The sequence below is a fragment of the Postechiella marina genome (genome assembly GCF_039538365.1).
In the GTDB taxonomy this organism is placed as follows: Bacteria; Bacteroidota; Bacteroidia; order Flavobacteriales; family Flavobacteriaceae; genus Postechiella; species Postechiella marina.
On sequence record NZ_BAABCA010000001.1, the window covers coordinates 183,120 to 203,834 of the forward strand.

Here is a 20,715-nt window from a genome sequence, read left to right on the forward strand (position 1 = left end):
TATAGCTCAGGATTTTTTTTATTTTTGGTAAAATGAATAAAAAAGTATTTCTTCTTTTAAATGGTGAGCCTCCAAAAAAGATGCCTAACCTATTATCTTACGATATTATTTGTGCTACAGATGGTGCGTATCAATTTTTAGAAGATAACAATATTACCCCTAATTTTATAAATGGAGATTTTGATTCTGTAAAAAAGATGCCAGAAAATATAGAAACAATACATACTCCCAATCAAAATTTTACAGATTTTGATAAAATTTTAAAAATTCTATTTGATAGAAATTATATAGATATTGATGTTTTTGGAGCAAGTGGGCAGGAGCAGGATCACTTTTTAGGAAATTTAAATACAGCACTTCAATGGAAAAGTAAATTGAATCTTACTTTTTTTGATAATTATGGGTGTTATTTTTTAGCAGATAAGCATCTCGTTTTAAAAGACGTTAAGGAGAAAACGATTTCTTTAATTCCTTTTCCTGTTGCAAAAGGCATTATAACAAAAGGGTTGCAATACGCTTTAAGTAATGAAACACTTACTTTAGGAGACAGAATAGGAACAAGGAATGTAGCAGTAGAAAATAGAGTAGAGATAACTTTTAAAACAGGAAATTTATTTGTTTTTATAAATAATAAATAATAAAAATTAAAAAGACGAAACAAACCCATTATGGCAGGAGAGAAAAACTTAGTGCAACTTATAAAAGATATGACTCCTAAGTTAAATAAAGGAGATTATGTTTTTGCAACAGTTTCTGATTTAAAAAATATTAATCGAGAAGATACAATTTGTGAATTTAAAGAGTATGAAGGGATAACTATTGTTATAGAAAAGAGTAAGGCTGATGCTCTGGGCTTAAAATACGAATATGTTGCTTCATGGATTACTTTAACTATTCACTCATCACTAGAAGCTGTTGGGTTAACAGCGCTTTTTTCTTCAGAATTAACTAAATACAATATTAGTTGTAATGTAATTGCAGGTTATTATCACGATCATATTTTTGTAGATAAAAAGGATGCAAAAAAAGCAGTTCAAGTTTTAGTTGATTTGTCTAAACATTACAAATAATATTTTAATAGAGTTATAAAACAAAAAAACCGAGCATGTTGCTCGGTTTTTTTTTATATCACTGTTTGTGTTTATAAGCTAAAGTTTAATCTGCCAAAGACATAGGTTCCATCCGATCCCATTTGAACAGAGTCAGCTAAACCACCTTGATCTGTCCATCCATCAAATTGTGGTGTTGGATAGGTGTTAAATAAGTTGTTGGCACCTATACTAAGTTTAAGTTTTTCAGACAATTGGTAGCCTAAACTTAAATCTACTACTAAAGCAGCCTTATATATATCTGTTGCAATAGGAAAAAGAGCATCAGCTTCTGCTTGAGTTGTAGCAGGTGTGTCTACCCATTGAAAGTCTTGTAAGGTTACTTCGCTAAATTGAGTAAAAGAAATACTTGAGTCAAACTTATTGCAAGAGTACCCTATGTTTAAGCCAAATTTATAATCTGGAGCAGCAGCCTCTAGGTAAGCTTGAGAAAAAGGGCCGAAAAATGTAAATTCATTTAAATTTCCGTTATTAATGTTTTTAACTTTTAAATCATTAAAGTTACCTACCAAAGCTGTTTTTATTTTTCCATTTTCACCAACGTTAGTGTTGTAGTTTAAAACAATGTCTAGTCCGTTTGTTCTTGTGTCTACACCGTTAGCAAAAAACTGAGCAGCGTCAACATTTAACGGGCCTAGTATAGCTTGGTCTGTAAAGTTATCTGTTAAAATAATACGGTCATCAACGGTAATAGAGTAGGCATCAATAGTAGCAGTAAATCCTCCTTTTTTGTACGTAAAACCAATACTAGCATTAAATGCTTTTTCTTCGTTTAATTGCCCAATACCAAAGGCTTTTGTAACTGTACTATTGTTTGCAGATAGCAACGAAGGTACAGAGGTGCCAGCTACGATATTCGTGAAAATTAAATTATAATATAGTTGAGCTAACGATGGCGCTCTAAAACCAGTAGAAACAGAGCCTCTTAATGTAAAATTATCTGTAACTTTTAATCTGCTGGCTAGTTTACCATTAAAGGTACTTCCAAAATCGCTGTAATCTTCAAATCTAACAGCAGCAGCAAGCATAAAAGCTTCGCTAACATTTAATTCTGTGTCAAAATAAAGACTGTAGTTTGTTCTGCTTCGATCTACTTCGTTTGCTGGTCCATAACCAGGGAAACCTTGAGATCCTCCAGGTAAATTGTCTCCGTTAGAGTCTGTAGCAACTGTTTGAGATTCTGGGTTTGTAATAGGTGTTCCGTTTACATCATATAAAGCATAAGAAGGTACTTCTCCAGCAAAAATGCCAAAATTTTCTGTTCTATATTCTATACCAAAAGCTAAACTTAGTCCAGAGGCAACATCTTCTAAATATTTGTTCATGTCTAAGCCTGTTGTATTTTGAGAAAGGTAGTGTCCTCCAGCATCAAAATCTGTAGGCGAAGCATCTTGCATAGATGCATTATTACTATTTTTTATAAAATAGTGAAAATTGTTTTTACCGTATGTGTTGTTAAAATCTAAATTCCAACCGTTATCCATTTTATGTCTAACACCTGCAGATACAGAAACATCTGTAATAATAGAAGTAATTCTAGGAGTAAACCCATTAGGGTATAAACTTTCTACAGATCTATTATCGCCATCGCTAAAACTATCTCTAGAAAAAGCATTGGCATTAGTATCTCTGTAGTTTCTACCACCAAAGGCATAAAACTCGGTGTTATCATTAATAGGTAGAGCAGAGTTAATCATAAAATTAAACCCATCTACACCAGCACTACCATATCCTTTTCTCCAAGAAAAGCCAGGTCTTAAAGTGTTTTGTCTAGATAAAAACTCGGTAGTAAAGTTCATGTAGCCACCATCGTCGTTTAAAGAAACACCATAATTAGCGTCAATTTTAACAGTAGTTCCATCCCAACTTTTATTTTCTCCATCTAACCTGTTTTTTCCTTCAACATTGCTTAAAGTTTCTCCTGTGGCATCTTCCCAACCGTCTCCAATTGCGGTGCTGTATGCTCCATAAGTAATACCTCCAGTAAATCCATCTGTATTGTCTTTTAAAACAATGTTAATAACGCCTGCAATAGCATCTGATCCATATTGAGCAGAAGCACCATCTCTTAATACTTCTATGCGTTTAATTGCATTTGCAGGAATGGCATTTAAATCTGTTCCTGAGTTTCCACGACCTCTTGTTCCAAAAACATTAACAAGAGACGATTGATGTCTTCGTTTGCCATTAATTAAAACAAGTGTTTGGTCTGGTCCTAAACCTCTTAATGATGCAGGTACAATATGGTCTGCTCCATCAGATCCAGATTGTTTACTAGCATTAAACGAAGGTGCCGCGTATTGCAAAATTTCGTTAACCTCCACTTTTCCTGTGGTAGATGCAATGTCTGCAACATTAATAACGTCTACAGGCACCGCAGTATCTGTAGAGGTTCTTTTAGGGCTACGTGAGCCTACAAGAAGAATTTCGTCTAAAGCTTCTCCATCTGCCATAGTAACGTTTAGTGTTGTTTGGTTGTTAACCGCAATGGTGGTTGTATTGTAGCCAACATAACTAAATATTAATGTAGCATTTCCAGCAACTTCAATAGCGTATTTCCCATCAAAATCAGAAGAGGTTCCGTTTGTTGTGCCTTGTTCTATAATATTAACACCAGGAATAGGCATGCCACTTGCATCCTTTATTGTTCCTTTAACAGTTTGCTGTGCAAATATTGCAGAGGTTGTAAATAGTAAAAAATAAATGTAAATGTTTTTCATAAATGAATAATTTTTATTAGCATAAGCTAATATATGTGAAAGTTTTGTTAAAAACTACAAATTACCTCTAGAAACAGTAGTGTTTTGTTGGTTTTATGGGTGAAAATGATAAATCTCAAATAAAAAAAAAGAAAGAATACTAGTAATATAGTCTATATTTGCACCTGCAAAAACCAAAGTTTTGATTTTTGCGTTTAAAATAAATTTATCTAAGACATGAAAGCAGGCATTGTAGGATTACCAAACGTAGGGAAATCGACTTTATTTAATTGTTTATCTAATGCAAAAGCGCAAAGTGCAAACTTTCCGTTTTGTACTATCGAACCTAATATTGGTGTGGTAAATGTGCCAGATCCACGATTAGAAAAATTAGAATCTTTAGTAAATCCAGAACGTGTAATACCTGCAACGGTAGAGATTGTTGATATTGCAGGTTTAGTAAAAGGCGCTAGTAAAGGTGAAGGGTTAGGAAATCAGTTTTTAGCTAATATTCGCGAAACAGATGCTATTTTACATGTTTTACGTTGCTTTGATAATGATAACATTGTGCATGTTGATGGCAATGTAAATCCTATTAGAGATAAGGAAACCATAGATATGGAGCTTCAGTTAAAAGATTTAGATACTGTAGAAAAGAAATTAGATAAAGTAAAAAGAGCTGCAAAAACAGGAAATAAAGAAGCGCAAAAAGAAGAGGCTGTCTTATTAAGAATAAAAGAAGGCTTAGAGTCTGGTGTTTCTGTAAGAGCATTAGAGTTTAGTGAAGAAGATGATGCCGATTTTGTTAAACCAACACAATTTATTACAGATAAATCAGTAATGTATGTTTGTAATGTAGATGAAGGAGCTGCTGTTTCTGGGAATGCTTATGTAGAGCAAGTTAGGGAAGCTGTAAAAGATGAAAATGCAGAGGTTTTAGTACTTGCTGTAGGTACAGAAGCTGATATTAATGAGTTGGATGATTATGAAGAGCGTCAAATGTTTCTTCAAGACATTGGGTTAGACGAGCCTGGAGCAGCTAAATTAATTCGTTCTGCCTACAAATTATTAAACCAACAAACCTATTTTACTGCAGGAGTAAAAGAAGTTCGTGCTTGGACCATAGATATAGGAGCAACAGGACCACAAGCTGCAGGTGTAATTCATACAGATTTCGAAAAAGGATTTATTCGAGCAGAAGTTATAGGTTACGATGATTATGTGGCTTTTGGCAGTGAGGCTAAGGTAAAAGAAGCTGGAAAAATGCGTGTTGAAGGTAAAAATTATGTTGTTAACGATGGCGACGTGATGCATTTCTTATTTAACGTATAATGAGATAAATAATGTTGTTTGTGACTTTGTCTGTTGTTTTGTGTCTTATTTAAAAAGCCCTCAATAAAATGTCCCAAACAACTTATTTACCAACTTATGGCTTTAATAGAAATACAAACGCGAATTCATGCAGATATAGAAACTTGTTTTGATTTGGCACGAGATGTTGGTTTTTATCAACAAAGCTTAAAACATAACAAAGAAATTGCGATAGCAGGTATAGTTTCTGGTCTAGTTAAACTCGACGATATAGTTATTTGGGAAACAAGTCACCTAGGTTTTGTACAACACCTCACTTTAAAAATAACTGAGTTTAAACAGCCTTATTTGTTTGTAGACGAGTTGGTTAGTGGGAGTTTTAAAGCTTACAGACATGAGCATGTTTTTACCAAGCATGAAGCAGAAACAGTTATGCTAGATCGCTTTTATTATGAGTTGCCCTACGGTGCTTTTGGTCGTTTCTTAAATTGGTTCTATGTTAAACGGTACATGACTAAGTTGTTAAAATCTAGAAACACTATTCTTAAATCTAAGGCAGAAAAGCTTGTTAATTCACTTTAATAAATAGAAAAAAGGAGTTTTTTTATAATTATAAAATTATTGACACCTTTAGCTTTTGTTATTTTTGCTGTTTGGGCATTGTAATTTAAGTTTTATTTCTCTACACACATTAAATCACCTTATTAATTTTGCTTCATGCAATTAAATAAACAGTTTTGGTACGGTATACTAATAGGTGTTATAGGTGTAGTGCTTTTTTCTTCTAAAGCAGTAATGGTAAAGCTAGCTTATAATTATCAGGTTGATGCTATAAGTATTTTACTATTACGTATGTTATTTTCTTTTCCGTTTTATATAATTATAGCCTATGTATATCGTAATAAAAAAGGAGATGTGCCAGTTTTAAAAAAAGATTACGTTTGGGTAGTTTTCTTTGGTTTTGTGGGGTACTATTTGGCTAGTTATTTCGATTTTGTTGGTTTAACATATATAAAGGCGAGTTTAGAGCGCATTATATTATTTTTATATCCTACTATAGTTATTATTTTAAACAGATTGTTTTTAAAGAAATCTATAACAAGAGTACAAGCAGGAGCAATAGGGTTAACTTACTTGGGTATTGTTTTTGCTTTTTTTGATGAGGTTGCTATTTCTGAAGAAAACACATATTTAGGAGGTTTTTTTGTGTTATTAAGCGCTATTACATATGCATCATATTTGGTGGGCAGTGGTTGGTTAATTCCTAAATTTGGAGTGGTTAAGTTTACTGCTTACGCTATGTTGGTGTCGTGTATTTGTGTTTTTGTTCATTATAGTATAATAAGCGAAATAAATTTGTTTACTTTTTCTTGGCAAGTTTATGCTTTAGGGGGAGTAATTGCTGTATTTGCAACAGTAATACCGTCTTTTTTAGTGTCAAAATCTATAAAAATGATTAGTTCTTCTAATTTCGCAATCGTAGCAGGTATTGGTCCTATTTCTACTATAATACTAGCAGCTATATTTTTAAACGAAACATTAACAGGTTTGCAGTTATTTGGAGCTTTAATAGTTATTGCAGGTATTGTTTTTATGTCTATAAATAAGGGACGTAAATGATAAAATAAGGTTCTCAACAAAAAAAAATCTTTTATTGTTAATTACTTTGCGACACTACTATTTCTTTTTTTAATTGGTTGTGTTATATTAGCATTCTATCTTTTAAACCCTGTAGAAATTTAATGGCAGAACAATCCAATTACACCGAAGATAATATACGATCGCTTGACTGGAAGGAACATATTAGAATGCGTCCTGGAATGTATATTGGTAAACTCGGGGATGGTTCTTCGCCAGACGATGGTATTTATATTCTTCTTAAAGAAGTTTTAGATAATTCTATTGATGAGTTTGTTATGGGGGCTGGTAAGACCATAGAAATTTCTATACAAGGAGCCAAAGTTATTGTTCGCGATTACGGTCGTGGTATTCCTTTAGGTAAGGTTGTAGATGTGGTTTCTAAAATGAATACAGGAGGAAAATATGACTCTAAAGCCTTTAAAAAGTCTGTAGGATTAAATGGAGTTGGTACAAAGGCAGTAAATGCATTGTCATCGTTTTTTAGGGTAGAATCTACAAGAGATAGTAAAAGTGCTTCAGCAGAGTTCGAACAAGGGAATCTAATAAATCAAGAGTTATTAGAAGAGACTTCTAGGCGAAAAGGAACTAAAGTGTCTTTTATTCCAGATGAGTTAATTTTTAAAAATTACAAGTTTAGAAGTGAGTATGTTGCAAAAATGCTTAAAAACTATGTATACCTTAATCCAGGATTAACCATAGTTTATAACGGTGAGAAATATTTTAGCGAAAACGGACTAAAAGATTTATTAGCAGAGAAAATTAACGAAACAGATTTATTGTATCCTATTATTCATTTACGTGGAGACGATATAGAAGTAGCAATAACACATAGCAGAACCCAGTATAGCGAAGAGTATAATAGTTTTGTAAACGGACAAAATACAACACAAGGAGGTACGCATTTAAATGCTTTTCGAGAAGCAATAGTAAGAACTCTTCGCGAGTTTTATGGTAAAAATTATGATGCGTCCGATATTAGGAAATCTGTAGTTAGTGCTATAGCTATTAAAGTTATGGAGCCTGTTTTTGAGAGTCAAACAAAAACTAAATTAGGATCTACAGACATGGGAGGAGAATTGCCAACTGTAAGAACCTATATTAACGATTTTTTAAAAAAATACTTAGATAACTACCTGCATAAAAATCCAGATACAGCAGAAAAAATTCAACGCAAAATTCTACAAGCAGAACGCGAGCGTAAAGAATTATCTGGTATTCGTAAACTAGCAAAAGATCGTGCTAAAAAAGCAAGTTTACACAATAAAAAATTACGAGATTGTCGTGTACATTTTGGAGATACTAAAAACGAAAGAAATTTAGAAACTACTCTGTTTATAACAGAGGGAGATTCTGCATCTGGTAGTATTACTAAATCTAGAGATGTAAATACACAGGCTGTTTTTAGTTTAAAAGGTAAGCCATTAAACTGTTATGGTTTAACAAAAAAGATTGTTTACGAAAATGAAGAGTTTAATCTTTTACAGGCAGCTTTAAATATAGAAGAGTCTTTAGAAGATTTAAGATATAACAATGTAGTAATAGCAACCGATGCCGATGTAGATGGTATGCATATTAGGTTATTATTAATAACATTCTTTCTTCAGTTTTTTCCTGAAGTTATAAAAGAAGGGCATTTATATATTTTGCAAACACCTTTGTTTAGAGTAAGAAATAAAAAGGAAACTATTTATTGCTATTCTGAAGAAGAGCGAAAAAATGCCATCGAAAAATTAAAGCCAAAACCAGAAATAACACGATTTAAAGGACTAGGTGAAATTTCTCCAGATGAATTTCAGCATTTTATTGGAGACGATATACGTTTAGATCCTATTATGTTAGACGATAATATGTCTATAGAAGACTTATTATCATTTTATATGGGTAAAAACACTCCAACAAGACAAGAATTTATAATAGATAATTTAAAAGTTGAGTTAGATTTAATAGAGGAATGATATATTAACATTATCAAATAAAGAATTTTATATGTTTATTTTTAAATATTTACTAATTTTGTAGTGAATTTTAAACAAAACCATAATCTGCTTGTTTTTAACCTGTTTTAATTAACAGTTAAAAATAAGAGCTAAAAAACTTTATAAAATGTTATACACAAAAGAAAAAAGCAAAACAAAAAGACGTTCCTACGATTATTTACACTTACACGATGTAACTGGTAAAGCTAAAAAACGTAGAAAAACAGGAAGAATATCCCTTAGTGGACAACCAAAAGAGTAATAATTTTTAATGGCAGAAGACCCAAACGACGATTTAATAAACAACCAAGAAGAACCCCAAGAAACCATTACCCGAGTAACGGGTATGTATAAAGATTGGTTTTTAGATTACGCATCATATGTAATTCTAGAACGTGCAGTGCCAGCAATAGAAGACGGTTTTAAACCCGTACAACGTCGCATCATGCATTCCATGAAAGACCTTGACGATGGACGTTATAATAAAGTCGCAAATATTGTAGGACATACTATGCAGTATCACCCTCATGGAGATGCAAGTATAGCAGATGCTATGGTTCAAATTGGTCAAAAAGATTTGTTAATAGATACCCAAGGAAACTGGGGGAACATTTTAACAGGAGATCGTGCAGCAGCTTCTAGATATATAGAAGCTCGAATATCTAAATTTGGTCTAGATGTCGTTTATAACCCAAAAATTACAGAATGGCAGGCTTCTTACGACGGTCGTCGTAAAGAGCCTGTTAATTTACCTGTAATGTTCCCTTTGCTGCTTGCTCAAGGAGGCGAAGGTATTGCTGTTGGGCTTTCAACAAAAATATTACCACATAATTTTATAGAACTTATAGATGCTTCCATTAAGCATTTACAAGGCAAGCGATTTACAATTGTTCCCGATTTCCCTACAGCAGGTGTTGCAGATGTTTCTAACTATAATGATGGTTTAAGAGGCGGTAAAGTGCGTGTTCGTGCTAAAATTTCACAACTAGACAAAAATACCTTAGTTATTACAGAAATCCCCTTTAGTACTACAACAACTTCGCTTATAGATTCTATTTTAAAAGCGAACGATAAAGGTAAAATTAAAGTTAAAAAAATAGAAGATAATACAGCTGCAAAAGTTGAAATTTTAGTACACTTGCCATCAGGTTTATCGCCAGACAAGACTATTGATGCTTTGTATGCTTTTACAAATTGCGAGACCTCTATTTCTCCATTAGGTTGTGTTATCGAAGACAATAAGCCTCTGTTTATTGGTGTGTCAGAAATGTTACGTCGATCTACCGACAACACAGTGCAACTTTTAAAGCAAGAACTAGAGATAAAATTAGGCGAATTTGAAGAGCAGTGGCATTTTGCTTCTTTAGAACGTATTTTTATTGAAAACAGAATTTATCGAGATATAGAGGAAGAAGAAACTTGGGATGGTGTTATTAATGCTATTGATAAAGGGCTTCAACCGCATATAAAACATTTAAAACGTGCTATTACCGTTGATGATATAACACGTTTAACAGAAATTAGAATTAAGCGTATATCTAAATTTGATATAGACAAAGCACAGCAAAAAATAGATGCTTTAGAAGAGCAAATAGCAGAAGTAAAGCACCATTTAGAAAATCTTATTGATTATGCTATTGCATATTTTACAAGATTGAAAAAAGATTACGGTGAAGGTAGAGAGCGTAAAACAGAATTAAGAACGTTTGACGATGTAGATGCTACCAAAGTTGTAATTAGAAACACAAAACTTTACGTTAATAGAGAAGAAGGTTTTATAGGTACCTCGTTAAGACGCGACGAATACGTAGGAGATTGTAGCGATATAGACGATATTATTGCATTCACTAGGTCTGGAAAAATGATGGTTACTAGAGTAGATTCTAAAACCTTTGTAGGTAAAGATATTATACATGTGGCTGTATTTAAAAAGAAAGATAAGCGTACCATATATAATATGATTTATAAAGATGGGCGTAGTGGGCCATCTTATATTAAGCGTTTTGCTGTTACAGCAATTACACGAGATAAAGAATACGATTTAACCAATGGAACAAAAGGATCTGTAGGGTTGTATTTTTCTGCTAATCCAAATGGTGAAGCCGAGGTTGTTTCTATACAATTAAGACAAGCAGGTAGTATTAAAAAGCTACGTTGGGATGTCGATTTTTCTAACATTCTTATTAAAGGGCGTGTGTCTAAAGGTAATTTGGTTACCAAATACCCTATAAAAAGCGTAGAACTAAAAGAAAAAGGCGTATCTACCCTTAAACCAAGAAAAATTTGGTTTGATGATACTGTACAACGACTTAATGTTGATGGGCGAGGCGAGTTAATTGGCGAGTTTCGAGGCGAAGATAAGTTGTTAATAATTAAGCAGTCTGGAGTAGCAAAAACGGTAACACCAGAAGTAACTATGCATTTTGACAACGATATGATTATTATGGAAAAATGGGAGCCTAATAAGCCTATATCTGCCATTTACTTTAATGGAGAAAAAGAAATGTATTATGTTAAGCGTTTTTTAATAGAACATGAGGGAAAAGAAGAAATGTTTATTTCAGAGCATCCTAATTCGCAATTAGAAATTGTTTCTACAGACTGGAAACCTATGGCTGAGGTTGTTTTTGCCAAAGAACGAGGTAAGGATAGAAAAGAAAATTTAGAAATTAATTTAGATGAATTTATTTCTATAAAGGGAATTAGTGCCTTAGGAAATCAATTAACAAAAGATAAAGTTAATCAAGTTAATTTACTAGATCCATTGCCTGTTGATTTTTCTGAAGCAGAAGGAGATAAGTCTGAATTTGATGAAGCTACAGGTAATGAAGATGGAGAATCTCATGAAAAATTTGATGCCGAAAACGATGAAGATGATGGGCAAACAAGCTTATTTAAGTAACAAGAAGTAGTTGTTAATTGTAATTTTTTAAAGGGTTGCCTTTTAACTGTAAGTAGCGTTTACCCATAAGTTTGGCTCCACTAGTATTTAAGTGATCTGAATTTCTGTATACAATTGTATTTTCAATTTCAAGTTTACATGTGTTATCGTTGCACATGGCATCATTTAAATCAATAATTTCTATTTGAGGAAACATGCTTTTTAATACATTAATTAAGTAATGTTTAGGTCTTTTTGTTTTAGGTATTAATAAGTCGTTTTTGTTAAACGATGTTTTTCTACCTATTTTAATTAACTTTTGTTTATGTAAATTCATATTTGTTGTTTCTCTTAAACAATCAAAAAGAACTACTCTTTTATTGAGTTTAATTAGTGCCTCAATATCTTTTATGGCAGCTTCATATTTTTTTGTTGTAGGGTCTAAAAATTTATACCAATTAGCCGAAATATAAATGGTTTTAAATTGTTTAGCATAATTCATGCGAGCAATAGCATAATCTGCAGGATAAACAGGATGACCATCATTATCAATGTCATTCATTATAGGATATCCGCTTGCAGCACTATCATGAATGTATAAGTTAGCATCTTTAGCTAAAACATCCAGAAATGCAGCAGTATGGTTTGCAAAAGAATCGCCTATTAAAACACCATCTAAAGTGTCTTTTTTAACACCTAAATAACAAGCTTCGCAATTACCAACTACGCGCTTGTTAAAACAGGCTTTTCTAACCTTACTAGGAAAGTTTTTATTTTTATCGAATTCGGCTAAATTAGGATGTCGATCTGGAAACCCGTTTTTTGCATCAATAACACCGTAAATTACACCAATAATTACACATGAAGGAAGCATAACAACCGCAAGTGTTTTTTTGAAATTAAATTTAAAACGATATCTAAAAGGTTGCTCTATAAAACGCCAAGATGTATACGATAGAGCTATGGTTAATAAAATAGCATAAACTCTTAATGTACCTGTAAGCTCGTAACCTAAATAAGTAATAAAAACAAAAATTGGCCAATGCCATAAGTACATCGAGTACGATAGTTTACCTAAAAACACCATAAATTTTAATTTAAGCACACTATTAAATAGCGCATTGGTATTTTCTTTACCTGTATATATAAGTAGCATAGCACCTAAACAAGGCCATAATGCTTGATAGCCTGGAAAAAAACTATTTTTATCGAGTAAAAAAGCTGGAATAAAAATTAAAAAAGCTGCAATTATAGATAGCGAGTTATTTTGTAACTTAGATAATTTAGGAAGTTTATGCCAGTATAAAGCTAACCCGCCACCAATAAGAAGTTCGAATACTCTGGCTGGCAATAAAAAATATGCCATATTTAAATCTGTTTTAGTAAGATAAATAGATAATCCTAACCCACAAAAAATGGAGACTAAAACAATTGTTAAGCGTGTTTTTAGGTCGAATTTTTTATGTAAAAACAATAATATTGGAGGCCATAAAATGTAAAATTGCTCTTCTACAGAAAGTGACCAGGTATGTAATAAAGGCTGAAACTCTGAGCTTTCAGAAAAATAATCGGCACTATTAGACCATAAATAAAAATTATTAGTGCTTAGTAAGGTGTTAAGCGCTGCTCTGGCATAGTTTTCGAAATGATTTGCTAATAAAAATAAATAACCAGGAATGGCTATTATGGAGGTAACAAAAACTAAAACAGGAATTATTCGTCGTATTCGTCTTAAATAAAATTGTTTAAAACTAAACTTATTTTCTAGTATGTCTTTATTAATAGATTTAGTAATTAAAAAACCAGATATAACAAAGAAAACGTCTACGCCAATATATCCACCTTGTACAAAATTAACATTGGCATGAAATAATATAACAAGTAAAACAGCAATTGTTCTTAAACCATCTATATCCGGTCTGTAGGCATTTTTTAGGCTCATTAAAAAGTATAATGTTAACTAGTAGTTGTAGAGTTTACTTTGGTAAATAAATTTTTGGTATGGGGTTTTCAAATGTTTCGTGTGTCCAGTAAATGTTTATAATCCACCAACGTTTACCATCATTTAGTAATTGAATACTATTAATACCGCGCATAAAAGGATGTAAATCTGATGCACTATGGTACGCCTCATAAGTACTAAAAACATGTTTAATATTACCAAAAGAACTTACTGTTCTGTGAATTTCTTTTTCAATAAATCCATTTTTTAATAACCATTTGCCAGAGGTTTTTATGTAATCTTCAGGGCTTAAGTACTTTACTTGATATACTCCTTTTTTGTCTTTTCCAGACGGAATTAATTTAGCATCAGGTTTAAAAAGTAATTTAAACTCTCCCCAGTTACGAATAGAATCTTTTTCTCCAGATATGCTTTCGTACAACGTTTTTATAGTTTTATCAAGAGTAAAGACCTTTGTAGAATCTATAGCGTAAACTTTTGGAGTTGTAGCATTGGGTTCTTTTTTTTGAGCATTTAAATTCAAAATAAAAAAACAGAAAAAGATTAGAATAATATTTTTTTTCATTTTATGTAAATTATTTTAAGGCTCTACTAAAATTACCAATAGACTTATTTGTACGCTTTTTTAATTCTATCTAAATCGCGCTTATTATCGCGGTCTTTTATAGTTTCTCGTTTGTCGTAAAGTTTTTTACCTTTTGCCAAGGCGATGTCTAACTTAGCATATCCTTTATCGTTAATAAAGAGTCTTAAAGGAATTATGGTAAGCCCCGTGTTTTGAACTTCTTTATTAAGCTTTTTTAATTCTTTTTTATTTAAAAGTAGCTTGCGTTCTGCCTTTGGTCGGTGGTTGTAATAATTACCAAACGCATATTCTTCTATAGTGGCATTAATAACAAAGAGTTCGCCAGCTTCGTTAAACTCGCAAAAACTTTCAGCAATAGATGCTTTACTACTTCTTATAGATTTTATTTCGGTACCTGTTAAAACAATGCCAGCAGTGTACTTATCTAATATTTCGTATTGAAAGCGAGCCTTTTTGTTCTGTATGTTAATTTTTTTTTGCATTAGCACAAAACTAAACAATTTTACAACGTATACATAATTAGATTAAGTAGAAAAGATAGCTAGATGGCATTTTACTTTATGGGAATTAAGACATTGCATTTATATATTAAAATATAAATTACCTTAGTAAAATTCTTAAATTAGTTATTCATGGATAAATATGTTTTAATAATTTGTATTGTGCTTACCTTGTTTTCTTGTAAAAGTGTAGAACGATATAATAGAGAAGTAATAACGTTGCATAGTGTAGCAGATTTGCAAAAGGATGTAGATAAAGTTTATAGTCAGTTAAAAAAACACCATCCTAAATTATATCAATATACTTCAAAATCGGTTTTAGATTATAAAATTGATAGCTTAAAAAAATCAATTACAAAACCAATAAATTCAAGAGCATTTTATAAAAAAATAGCACCAGTATTAGCGCATGTTCGCCAAGGTCATATTTCTGTAAGCTCAGCAAGTAAAAGATTTACAAGAAAAGAAAGTAAAGAATTAAAAAAGAATAAGTTTGAGTTTTACGATTTAGATTTTGATTATATAAATGACAAACTATGGATTATAAATACTAGAGGCAAAGACTCTTCTCTTGTAGGAAGTGAAGTAGTGAAGATTGAAAATGATAATACAAGCGATTTAATAAAAATATACAAAACAAGGTATGCGTCTGATGGTTATAATAAAACATTACATAATAGAAGCGTAGGGCGTTACTTTGCAAGTTTATATTATAAAGACAAGGGTTTTGTAGATAGTTTAACAGTAACGTTAAAAAATAAAGACTCTATTTACGTGAAGGTATTAAGGCGGGTACCTAAAAAAACAAAAAATCAAGATTCTTTAAAAATTAAGAAAAAAACAAGACTTGCTAAAACAGATAAACAGCTAGCAAAAGCCAAAGCAAAACAACTAAAAAGAGAAAACAAGAAACGTGGTTATATTGCTAAGCGTAAAGAATATAATAGAAATTTTAGTTTTATAGGTAAAGATAGCACCGTGGCTTACATGAATATTAGAAGCTTTACTAGAACCAATTATAAAAGATTTTATAAAGAAAGTTTTAAAAAAATAGATTCGGCTAAAACAAATTATTTAATTTTAGATTTACGTAATAATGGTGGTGGAAGAATAGCAGAAATAGACTACCTCTATGCATACCTAACAACAAAACCTTATAAGTTTATGGAAGATAGCGAGGTAAATAGTAGACTTCCAATTTTTAAATATTTAATGAGTAATACAACTTCTGTTGGTACAAAGGTGGTAGGCGGATTGTTTTCGCCTTTTATAATAGCTCATAATTTAGTGAAAACAACAAAAAGAGATGGTAAAATTTATTACAAATTTAAGTACTCTAAAGAAAAAGAACCCAATGCATTAAATTTTAAAGGGCAAATTTATGTGTTAATAAACGGGAATTCTTTTTCTGCATCGTCTTTAATTTCTACACATTTACAAGCCAATAAGCGAGCTATTTTTGTTGGCGAAGAAACTGGAGGGGCATACAATGGTTGCGTTGCAGGCATTTATAAAATATATAAATTACCAACATCTCAAATAAAAACAAGAATAGGTTTAATGCAAATTGAAGCACCCGAAAAACAAACTCCAGATGGTTATGGAGTTAGGGCAAATATTAAGATAGAACCAACTATTTTAGATAAACTGTCTCGAACAGATCCAGAATTAAATTGGGTGTTAAACGATATTTATAATCAGAAATAAATTTTATTTCATTTTTATCATTTATTGCATACCATATTGATGTAATTATAAAATCATTTGATAATATCTTTTTTTTATTGCCTTCCCGTAAAACATTCGTATTTTTGATTCTAGGTTTGATGTTATGCACGTAACACTCAAAATATTTTCTTTATTAAAATAGAATAAAATAATATGAATTCATACGATGTAGCCATAATTGGCTCTGGCCCTGGAGGGTACGTAGCAGCCATACGTTGCGCACAATTAGGAATGAAAACTGCTATAATAGAAAAATATTCTACACTAGGTGGTACTTGTTTAAATGTTGGTTGTATACCAAGTAAAGCACTTTTAGATTCGTCTCACCATTACGAAGATGCGGTTAAGCATTTTGAAGAGCATGGTATAGATATACCTGGAGATATTAAAATTAATCTTGAAAAAATGATAGCAAGAAAGCAATCTGTAGTAGATCAAACTACTGGCGGAATTGACTTTTTAATGAAGAAAAATAAGATTGATGTTTATCAAGGAGTTGGTAGTTTTAAAGATGCTACTCATATTTTAATATCTGGCGAAGAATCTACAGAAATTGAAGCAAAAAACACCATTATTGCTACAGGTAGTAAACCATCAACGTTACCTTTTATTACTTTAGATAAAGAACGCCTTATTACATCTACAGAAGCTTTAAAACTAAAAGAAATACCAAAGCATTTAATTGTAATTGGAGGAGGAGTAATAGGTTTAGAGTTGGGACAAGTTTATAAGCGATTAGGAGCAGAAGTATCTGTTGTAGAATATGCAGATAGAATTGTACCAACAATGGATGCGGGTGTATCTAAAGAATTAAATAAAGTTTTAAAGAAGCAAAAATTTAAAATTAATGCTTCTCATAAAGTAAAATCTGTAGAGCGTGTAGGAGACGAGGTTATAGTAAAAGCAGACAATAAAAAAGGCGTTGAAGTAGAGTTTAAAGGCGATTATTGTTTAGTAGCTGTAGGGCGTCATGCTTACACAGATGGCTTAAATGCAGAAGCTGCGGGTGTTAAATTAACAGAAAGAGGTTTAGTAGATGTAAACGAGCATTTACAAACATCGGCTCCAAATATATATGCTATTGGAGATGTAATTAAAGGAGCTATGCTAGCTCATAAAGCTGAAGAAGAAGGTACTTTTGTTGCCGAAACAATTGCAGGACAAAAACCACATATAGATTATAACTTAATTCCAGGTGTTGTTTATACATGGCCTGAAGTTGCTGCTGTTGGTAAAACAGAAGAGCAACTTAAAGAGGCTGGAATAGAATATAAAACAGGACAATTCCCAATGCGTGCTTTAGGTAGAAGTAGAGCAAGTATGGATTTAGATGGTTTTGTTAAAATTTTAGCAGATAAAAGTACTGATGAAATTTTAGGAGTACACATGGTTGGCGCTCGTGCTGCAGATATGATTGCAGAAGCAGTTGTTGCTATGGAGTATAGAGCATCGGCTGAAGACGTGTCTAGAATGTCTCATGCACACCCTACGTTTACAGAAGCTATTAAAGAAGCTGCTTTAGCTGCTACCGACGATAGACCATTACATATTTAAAATCTTTCTTTTTTAGGAAATTAATTTAAAAAGCGAATCTAAATTTTAGATTCGCTTTTTTTTTATAAATAAATATAAAGTACGGTTTTATAATAGCAAACGTTTTATAGAAAACACGCCATTATATTTGTAAAATATTTTAGGGCTAAAAAAAAAGTAACATATTATGTAACATTATTGTGTTTTAGAGGTCTATATATAAAGTTACAAGTAAAAATCATCAATCATCAAAAATTAATCATTATGAAAAACAAAAAATCAAACTTTAATGTAAAACCCATAAATTCAACCCTAGGTTTTGGTTGGTTTACAGGAACATCTCCTTTAAAAAGAAAACTAAATCAAGGTCATTCATTAGTAAAACTAAGGCAGCAGTTTAATCATCAATCATAATAAAATGAAAAAAATAGTATTATTATTAATGGTGTTTACATCGGTTTTATCAGCTCAAGAAAGTTATACTGTAAGCGGAGTTGTTAAAGATGCTAGTAATGGAGAGACCTCTTTTGGTGCATCTGTTTTCTTAAAAGGCACAACAATTGGTGTTGTTACAAACGAATATGGTTTTTATTCTATAACAGCTCCAAAAGGGAACTATACCTTAATTATTTCTTATGTGGGCTATGCTACTAAAAGTAAAGATTTTGTTCTTGATGCTAATAAAAAAATAAATTTCGAACTATCAGAATCTACTACAGAGTTAGATGCTGTTTTGGTTGTTGCAGAAGAGTCAGAACAATTAAATATTAGGAGTCCGCAAATGAGCGTTTCTAAAATAAAAGTAGAAACCATAAAAAAAATACCTGTGGTTTTAGGCGAAGTAGATTTAATTAAATCTATACAATTATTACCAGGAGTAACAGGCGGAGCAGAAGGTACAGGAGGTTTTAATGTACGTGGTGGTGCTGTAGATCAAAATTTAGTATTGCTAGACGAAGCTATTATTTATAATACATCGCATTTATTAGGTTTCTTTTCTGTTTTTAATGCAGATGCTATAAAGGATGTAAAACTTTATAAAGGAGGTATTCCTGCTAAATTTGGAGGTCGAGTATCGTCTGTGTTAGATGTACATCAAAAAGATGGTAATAGTAAAGATTTTCGCTTAACAGGTGGCGTAGGTTTTATTTCTAGCAGACTAGCAGCCGAAGGTCCTGCTTTTAAAAGTAAAGGGTCTTTTTTAGTTGCGGGTAGAGGGTCTTATGCGCATTTACTGCTAAAAGCTGCAGGCGAAGAAAATAGTGCGCACTTTTACGATTTAAATTTAAAAACAAATTATAATTTAAATGATAAAAATAAACTATATCTATCTGGTTATTTTGGAAGAGATGAGTTTAATTTTGGAGGGAATTTTAAAAGCGGATATGGAAATGCTTCGGGAAATTTAAGATGGAACCATCTTTTTAACGATCGTTTGTTTTCAAACATGTCCTTAATATATAGTAAATATGATTACGAGTTAGAGTTCGATTCGTTTGAGTTTGACTGGGTATCATCCATAACAAATTATAATATAAAATACGATTTAAGTTATTTTATAAACGATAAGTTTAAATTAAATTTTGGAGCCAGTGGTATTTATTACCAATTCGATCCTGGTGCTATAAATCCAACCTCAGAGACATCAGCAATAAACCCTTTACAACTAGATGAAAAACGAGCTTTTGAAGGAGGTTTGTATATTGATGGCGAACATAAAATTACAGATAAACTAACAGCTTCTTATGGGTTAAGGCTTAGCACTTTTACAAGGTTAGGGGGCCAACCCTTAACAAATTATCAAGGTAATTTGCCTGTAGTTTATAATACAACATTAGGTATTTACGAGCGTGGTACAGAGCAAGGCGAAACCGATTACGAAAAGGGAAGCAGTATAAAAGATTTTGGAAATCTAGAGCCTCGTTTAGCTCTATCTTACCAACTTAATAGTACTTCTTCTTTAAAAACAGGGTACTCTAGGGTGGCGCAGTACATTCATTTATTATCTAATACAACATCGGTTACACCATTAGATGTTTGGACACCAAGCGGCAAGTTTATTAAGCCTCAATTGTCTGACCAATATGCGCTTGGTTATTTTAAAAATTTTAAAAACAAAACCTTTTCGTTGGAGGTTGAAGCATATTACAAAACAACAGATAATAGAATAGATTATATAGATGGGTCTGATTTAATTGGGCAAAATACAATAGAAACCGAAATTTTAAATGGAGAAGCAAGAGCTTACGGATTAGAATTTTTAATAAGAAAATCTAAAGGTGATTTAACAGGATGGTTGGCTTACACCATATCTAAGGCAGAGCAGCGTACACCTGGAGGAGCTGCGGGTGGTTTAGGTATAAATGATGGTAAATGGTATAACTCATCGCACGATAGAACTCACGATGTATCTCTAACAGGAAGTTATAAGTTGAATGATAAATGGAGCTTAGGTTCTAATTTTATATTTCAAACGGGGCGTCCTGTAACATATCCAAACGGTCAATATACCTACGAAGATTTAACTATTGCTAGTTTTTCTAACAGAAATTCAGATCGTTTAACAGCATATCATAGGCTAGATATTTCTGCTACATGGGTACCTAATAAAAAGCCAGATAAAAAATGGAAAGGCGAGTGGGTGTTTGGTATATATAACATATACAATCGTAAAAATGCAGCATCTATTTCTTTTGGTCAAAATAGAGAAACTGGTGCAAACGAGGCTACACGAACTTCAATTTTTGGAGCAGTTCCTTCTGTATCTTATAATTTTAAATTTTAAAAA

16 protein-coding genes are annotated in these 20,715 nt (G+C 32.0%); 12 read left to right on the plus strand and 4 right to left on the minus strand.

The genetic code is table 11. The features are described 5' to 3' along the window. Positions 1-32 precede the first annotated feature (32 nt). Positions 33-638 (plus strand): thiamine diphosphokinase, encoded by a 606-nt coding sequence (locus ABD715_RS00750; protein ID WP_344785956.1) that lies wholly within the window; start codon positions 33-35, stop codon positions 636-638. Positions 639-668: 30 nt separating this feature from the next. Beyond that, the gene (locus ABD715_RS00755) at positions 669-1,070 is read left to right on the plus strand and encodes an ACT domain-containing protein (protein WP_344785958.1); all 402 of its coding nucleotides are present in this window, start codon (positions 669-671) and stop codon (positions 1,068-1,070) included. A 71-nt stretch (positions 1,071-1,141) separates the two neighbouring features. Here ABD715_RS00755 and ABD715_RS00760 read toward each other — a convergent pair whose 3' ends face one another. Then, positions 1,142-3,829, minus strand: coding sequence for a TonB-dependent receptor (locus tag ABD715_RS00760; RefSeq protein ID WP_344785960.1), 2,688 nt, complete (start codon positions 3,827-3,829; stop codon positions 1,142-1,144). A gap of 216 nt (positions 3,830-4,045) precedes the next feature. On the opposite strand from ABD715_RS00760, the gene ychF reads away from it, so the two are divergent. The 6 genes from ychF to ABD715_RS00790 all read left to right on the plus strand — a co-directional run bounded on the left by ychF (position 4,046) and on the right by ABD715_RS00790 (position 11,638). Next, positions 4,046-5,140 carry a redox-regulated ATPase YchF gene (gene ychF / locus ABD715_RS00765; protein WP_344785962.1) on the plus strand — a complete coding sequence of 365 codons (1,095 nt, stop codon included), beginning with the start codon at positions 4,046-4,048 and terminating at the stop codon, positions 5,138-5,140. A 96-nt stretch (positions 5,141-5,236) separates the two neighbouring features. Next, positions 5,237-5,701 (plus strand): SRPBCC family protein, encoded by a 465-nt coding sequence (locus tag ABD715_RS00770; RefSeq protein WP_344785964.1) that lies wholly within the window; start codon positions 5,237-5,239, stop codon positions 5,699-5,701. Positions 5,702-5,836: 135 nt separating this feature from the next. After that, the gene (locus ABD715_RS00775) at positions 5,837-6,739 is read left to right on the plus strand and encodes a DMT family transporter (protein ID WP_344785966.1); all 903 of its coding nucleotides are present in this window, start codon (positions 5,837-5,839) and stop codon (positions 6,737-6,739) included. Positions 6,740-6,861: 122 nt separating this feature from the next. Beyond that, on the plus strand, positions 6,862-8,715 hold the full coding sequence (locus tag ABD715_RS00780; protein ID WP_344785968.1) for a DNA topoisomerase IV subunit B: 1,854 nt from the start codon (positions 6,862-6,864) through the stop codon (positions 8,713-8,715). A gap of 148 nt (positions 8,716-8,863) precedes the next feature. After that, positions 8,864-8,998 (plus strand): hypothetical protein, encoded by a 135-nt coding sequence (locus tag ABD715_RS00785; RefSeq protein ID WP_344785970.1) that lies wholly within the window; start codon positions 8,864-8,866, stop codon positions 8,996-8,998. Between the two features lie 9 nt (positions 8,999-9,007). After that, a complete protein-coding gene (locus ABD715_RS00790) occupies positions 9,008-11,638 on the plus strand; it encodes a DNA gyrase/topoisomerase IV subunit A (protein WP_344785972.1) in 2,631 nt (876 codons plus the stop codon). A 13-nt stretch (positions 11,639-11,651) separates the two neighbouring features. On the opposite strand, the gene ABD715_RS00795 is transcribed toward ABD715_RS00790, so the two are convergent. Genes ABD715_RS00795 through smpB form a run of 3 tightly spaced genes read right to left on the minus strand, consistent with a single transcriptional unit; the run spans position 11,652 to position 14,648 of the window. Then, positions 11,652-13,559 (minus strand): acyltransferase family protein, encoded by a 1,908-nt coding sequence (locus tag ABD715_RS00795; RefSeq protein ID WP_344785974.1) that lies wholly within the window; start codon positions 13,557-13,559, stop codon positions 11,652-11,654. Between the two features lie 34 nt (positions 13,560-13,593). Then, positions 13,594-14,145, minus strand: coding sequence for a hypothetical protein (locus tag ABD715_RS00800; RefSeq protein ID WP_344785976.1), 552 nt, complete (start codon positions 14,143-14,145; stop codon positions 13,594-13,596). Positions 14,146-14,189: 44 nt separating this feature from the next. Beyond that, positions 14,190-14,648: an SsrA-binding protein SmpB gene (gene smpB, locus ABD715_RS00805; RefSeq protein ID WP_344785978.1), complete on the minus strand. Its 459-nt coding sequence runs from the start codon at positions 14,646-14,648 to the stop codon at positions 14,190-14,192. A 150-nt stretch (positions 14,649-14,798) separates the two neighbouring features. Between smpB and ABD715_RS00810 the strand changes: the two genes are divergently transcribed. The 4 genes from ABD715_RS00810 (at position 14,799) to ABD715_RS00825 (ending at position 20,712) form a co-directional block, all read left to right on the plus strand. Further along, on the plus strand, positions 14,799-16,373 hold the full coding sequence (locus ABD715_RS00810; RefSeq protein ID WP_344785980.1) for a S41 family peptidase: 1,575 nt from the start codon (positions 14,799-14,801) through the stop codon (positions 16,371-16,373). Between the two features lie 174 nt (positions 16,374-16,547). After that, complete coding sequence (gene lpdA, locus ABD715_RS00815) at positions 16,548-17,948, plus strand: dihydrolipoyl dehydrogenase (RefSeq protein ID WP_344785982.1); 1,401 nt, start codon at positions 16,548-16,550, stop codon at positions 17,946-17,948. A gap of 243 nt (positions 17,949-18,191) precedes the next feature. Next, a complete protein-coding gene (locus ABD715_RS00820; RefSeq protein WP_344785984.1) occupies positions 18,192-18,341 on the plus strand; it encodes a hypothetical protein in 150 nt (49 codons plus the stop codon). A 4-nt stretch (positions 18,342-18,345) separates the two neighbouring features. Continuing rightward, positions 18,346-20,712, plus strand: a complete 2,367-nt coding sequence (locus tag ABD715_RS00825; RefSeq protein ID WP_344785986.1) for a TonB-dependent receptor — start codon at positions 18,346-18,348, stop codon at positions 20,710-20,712. Positions 20,713-20,715 lie beyond the last annotated feature (3 nt).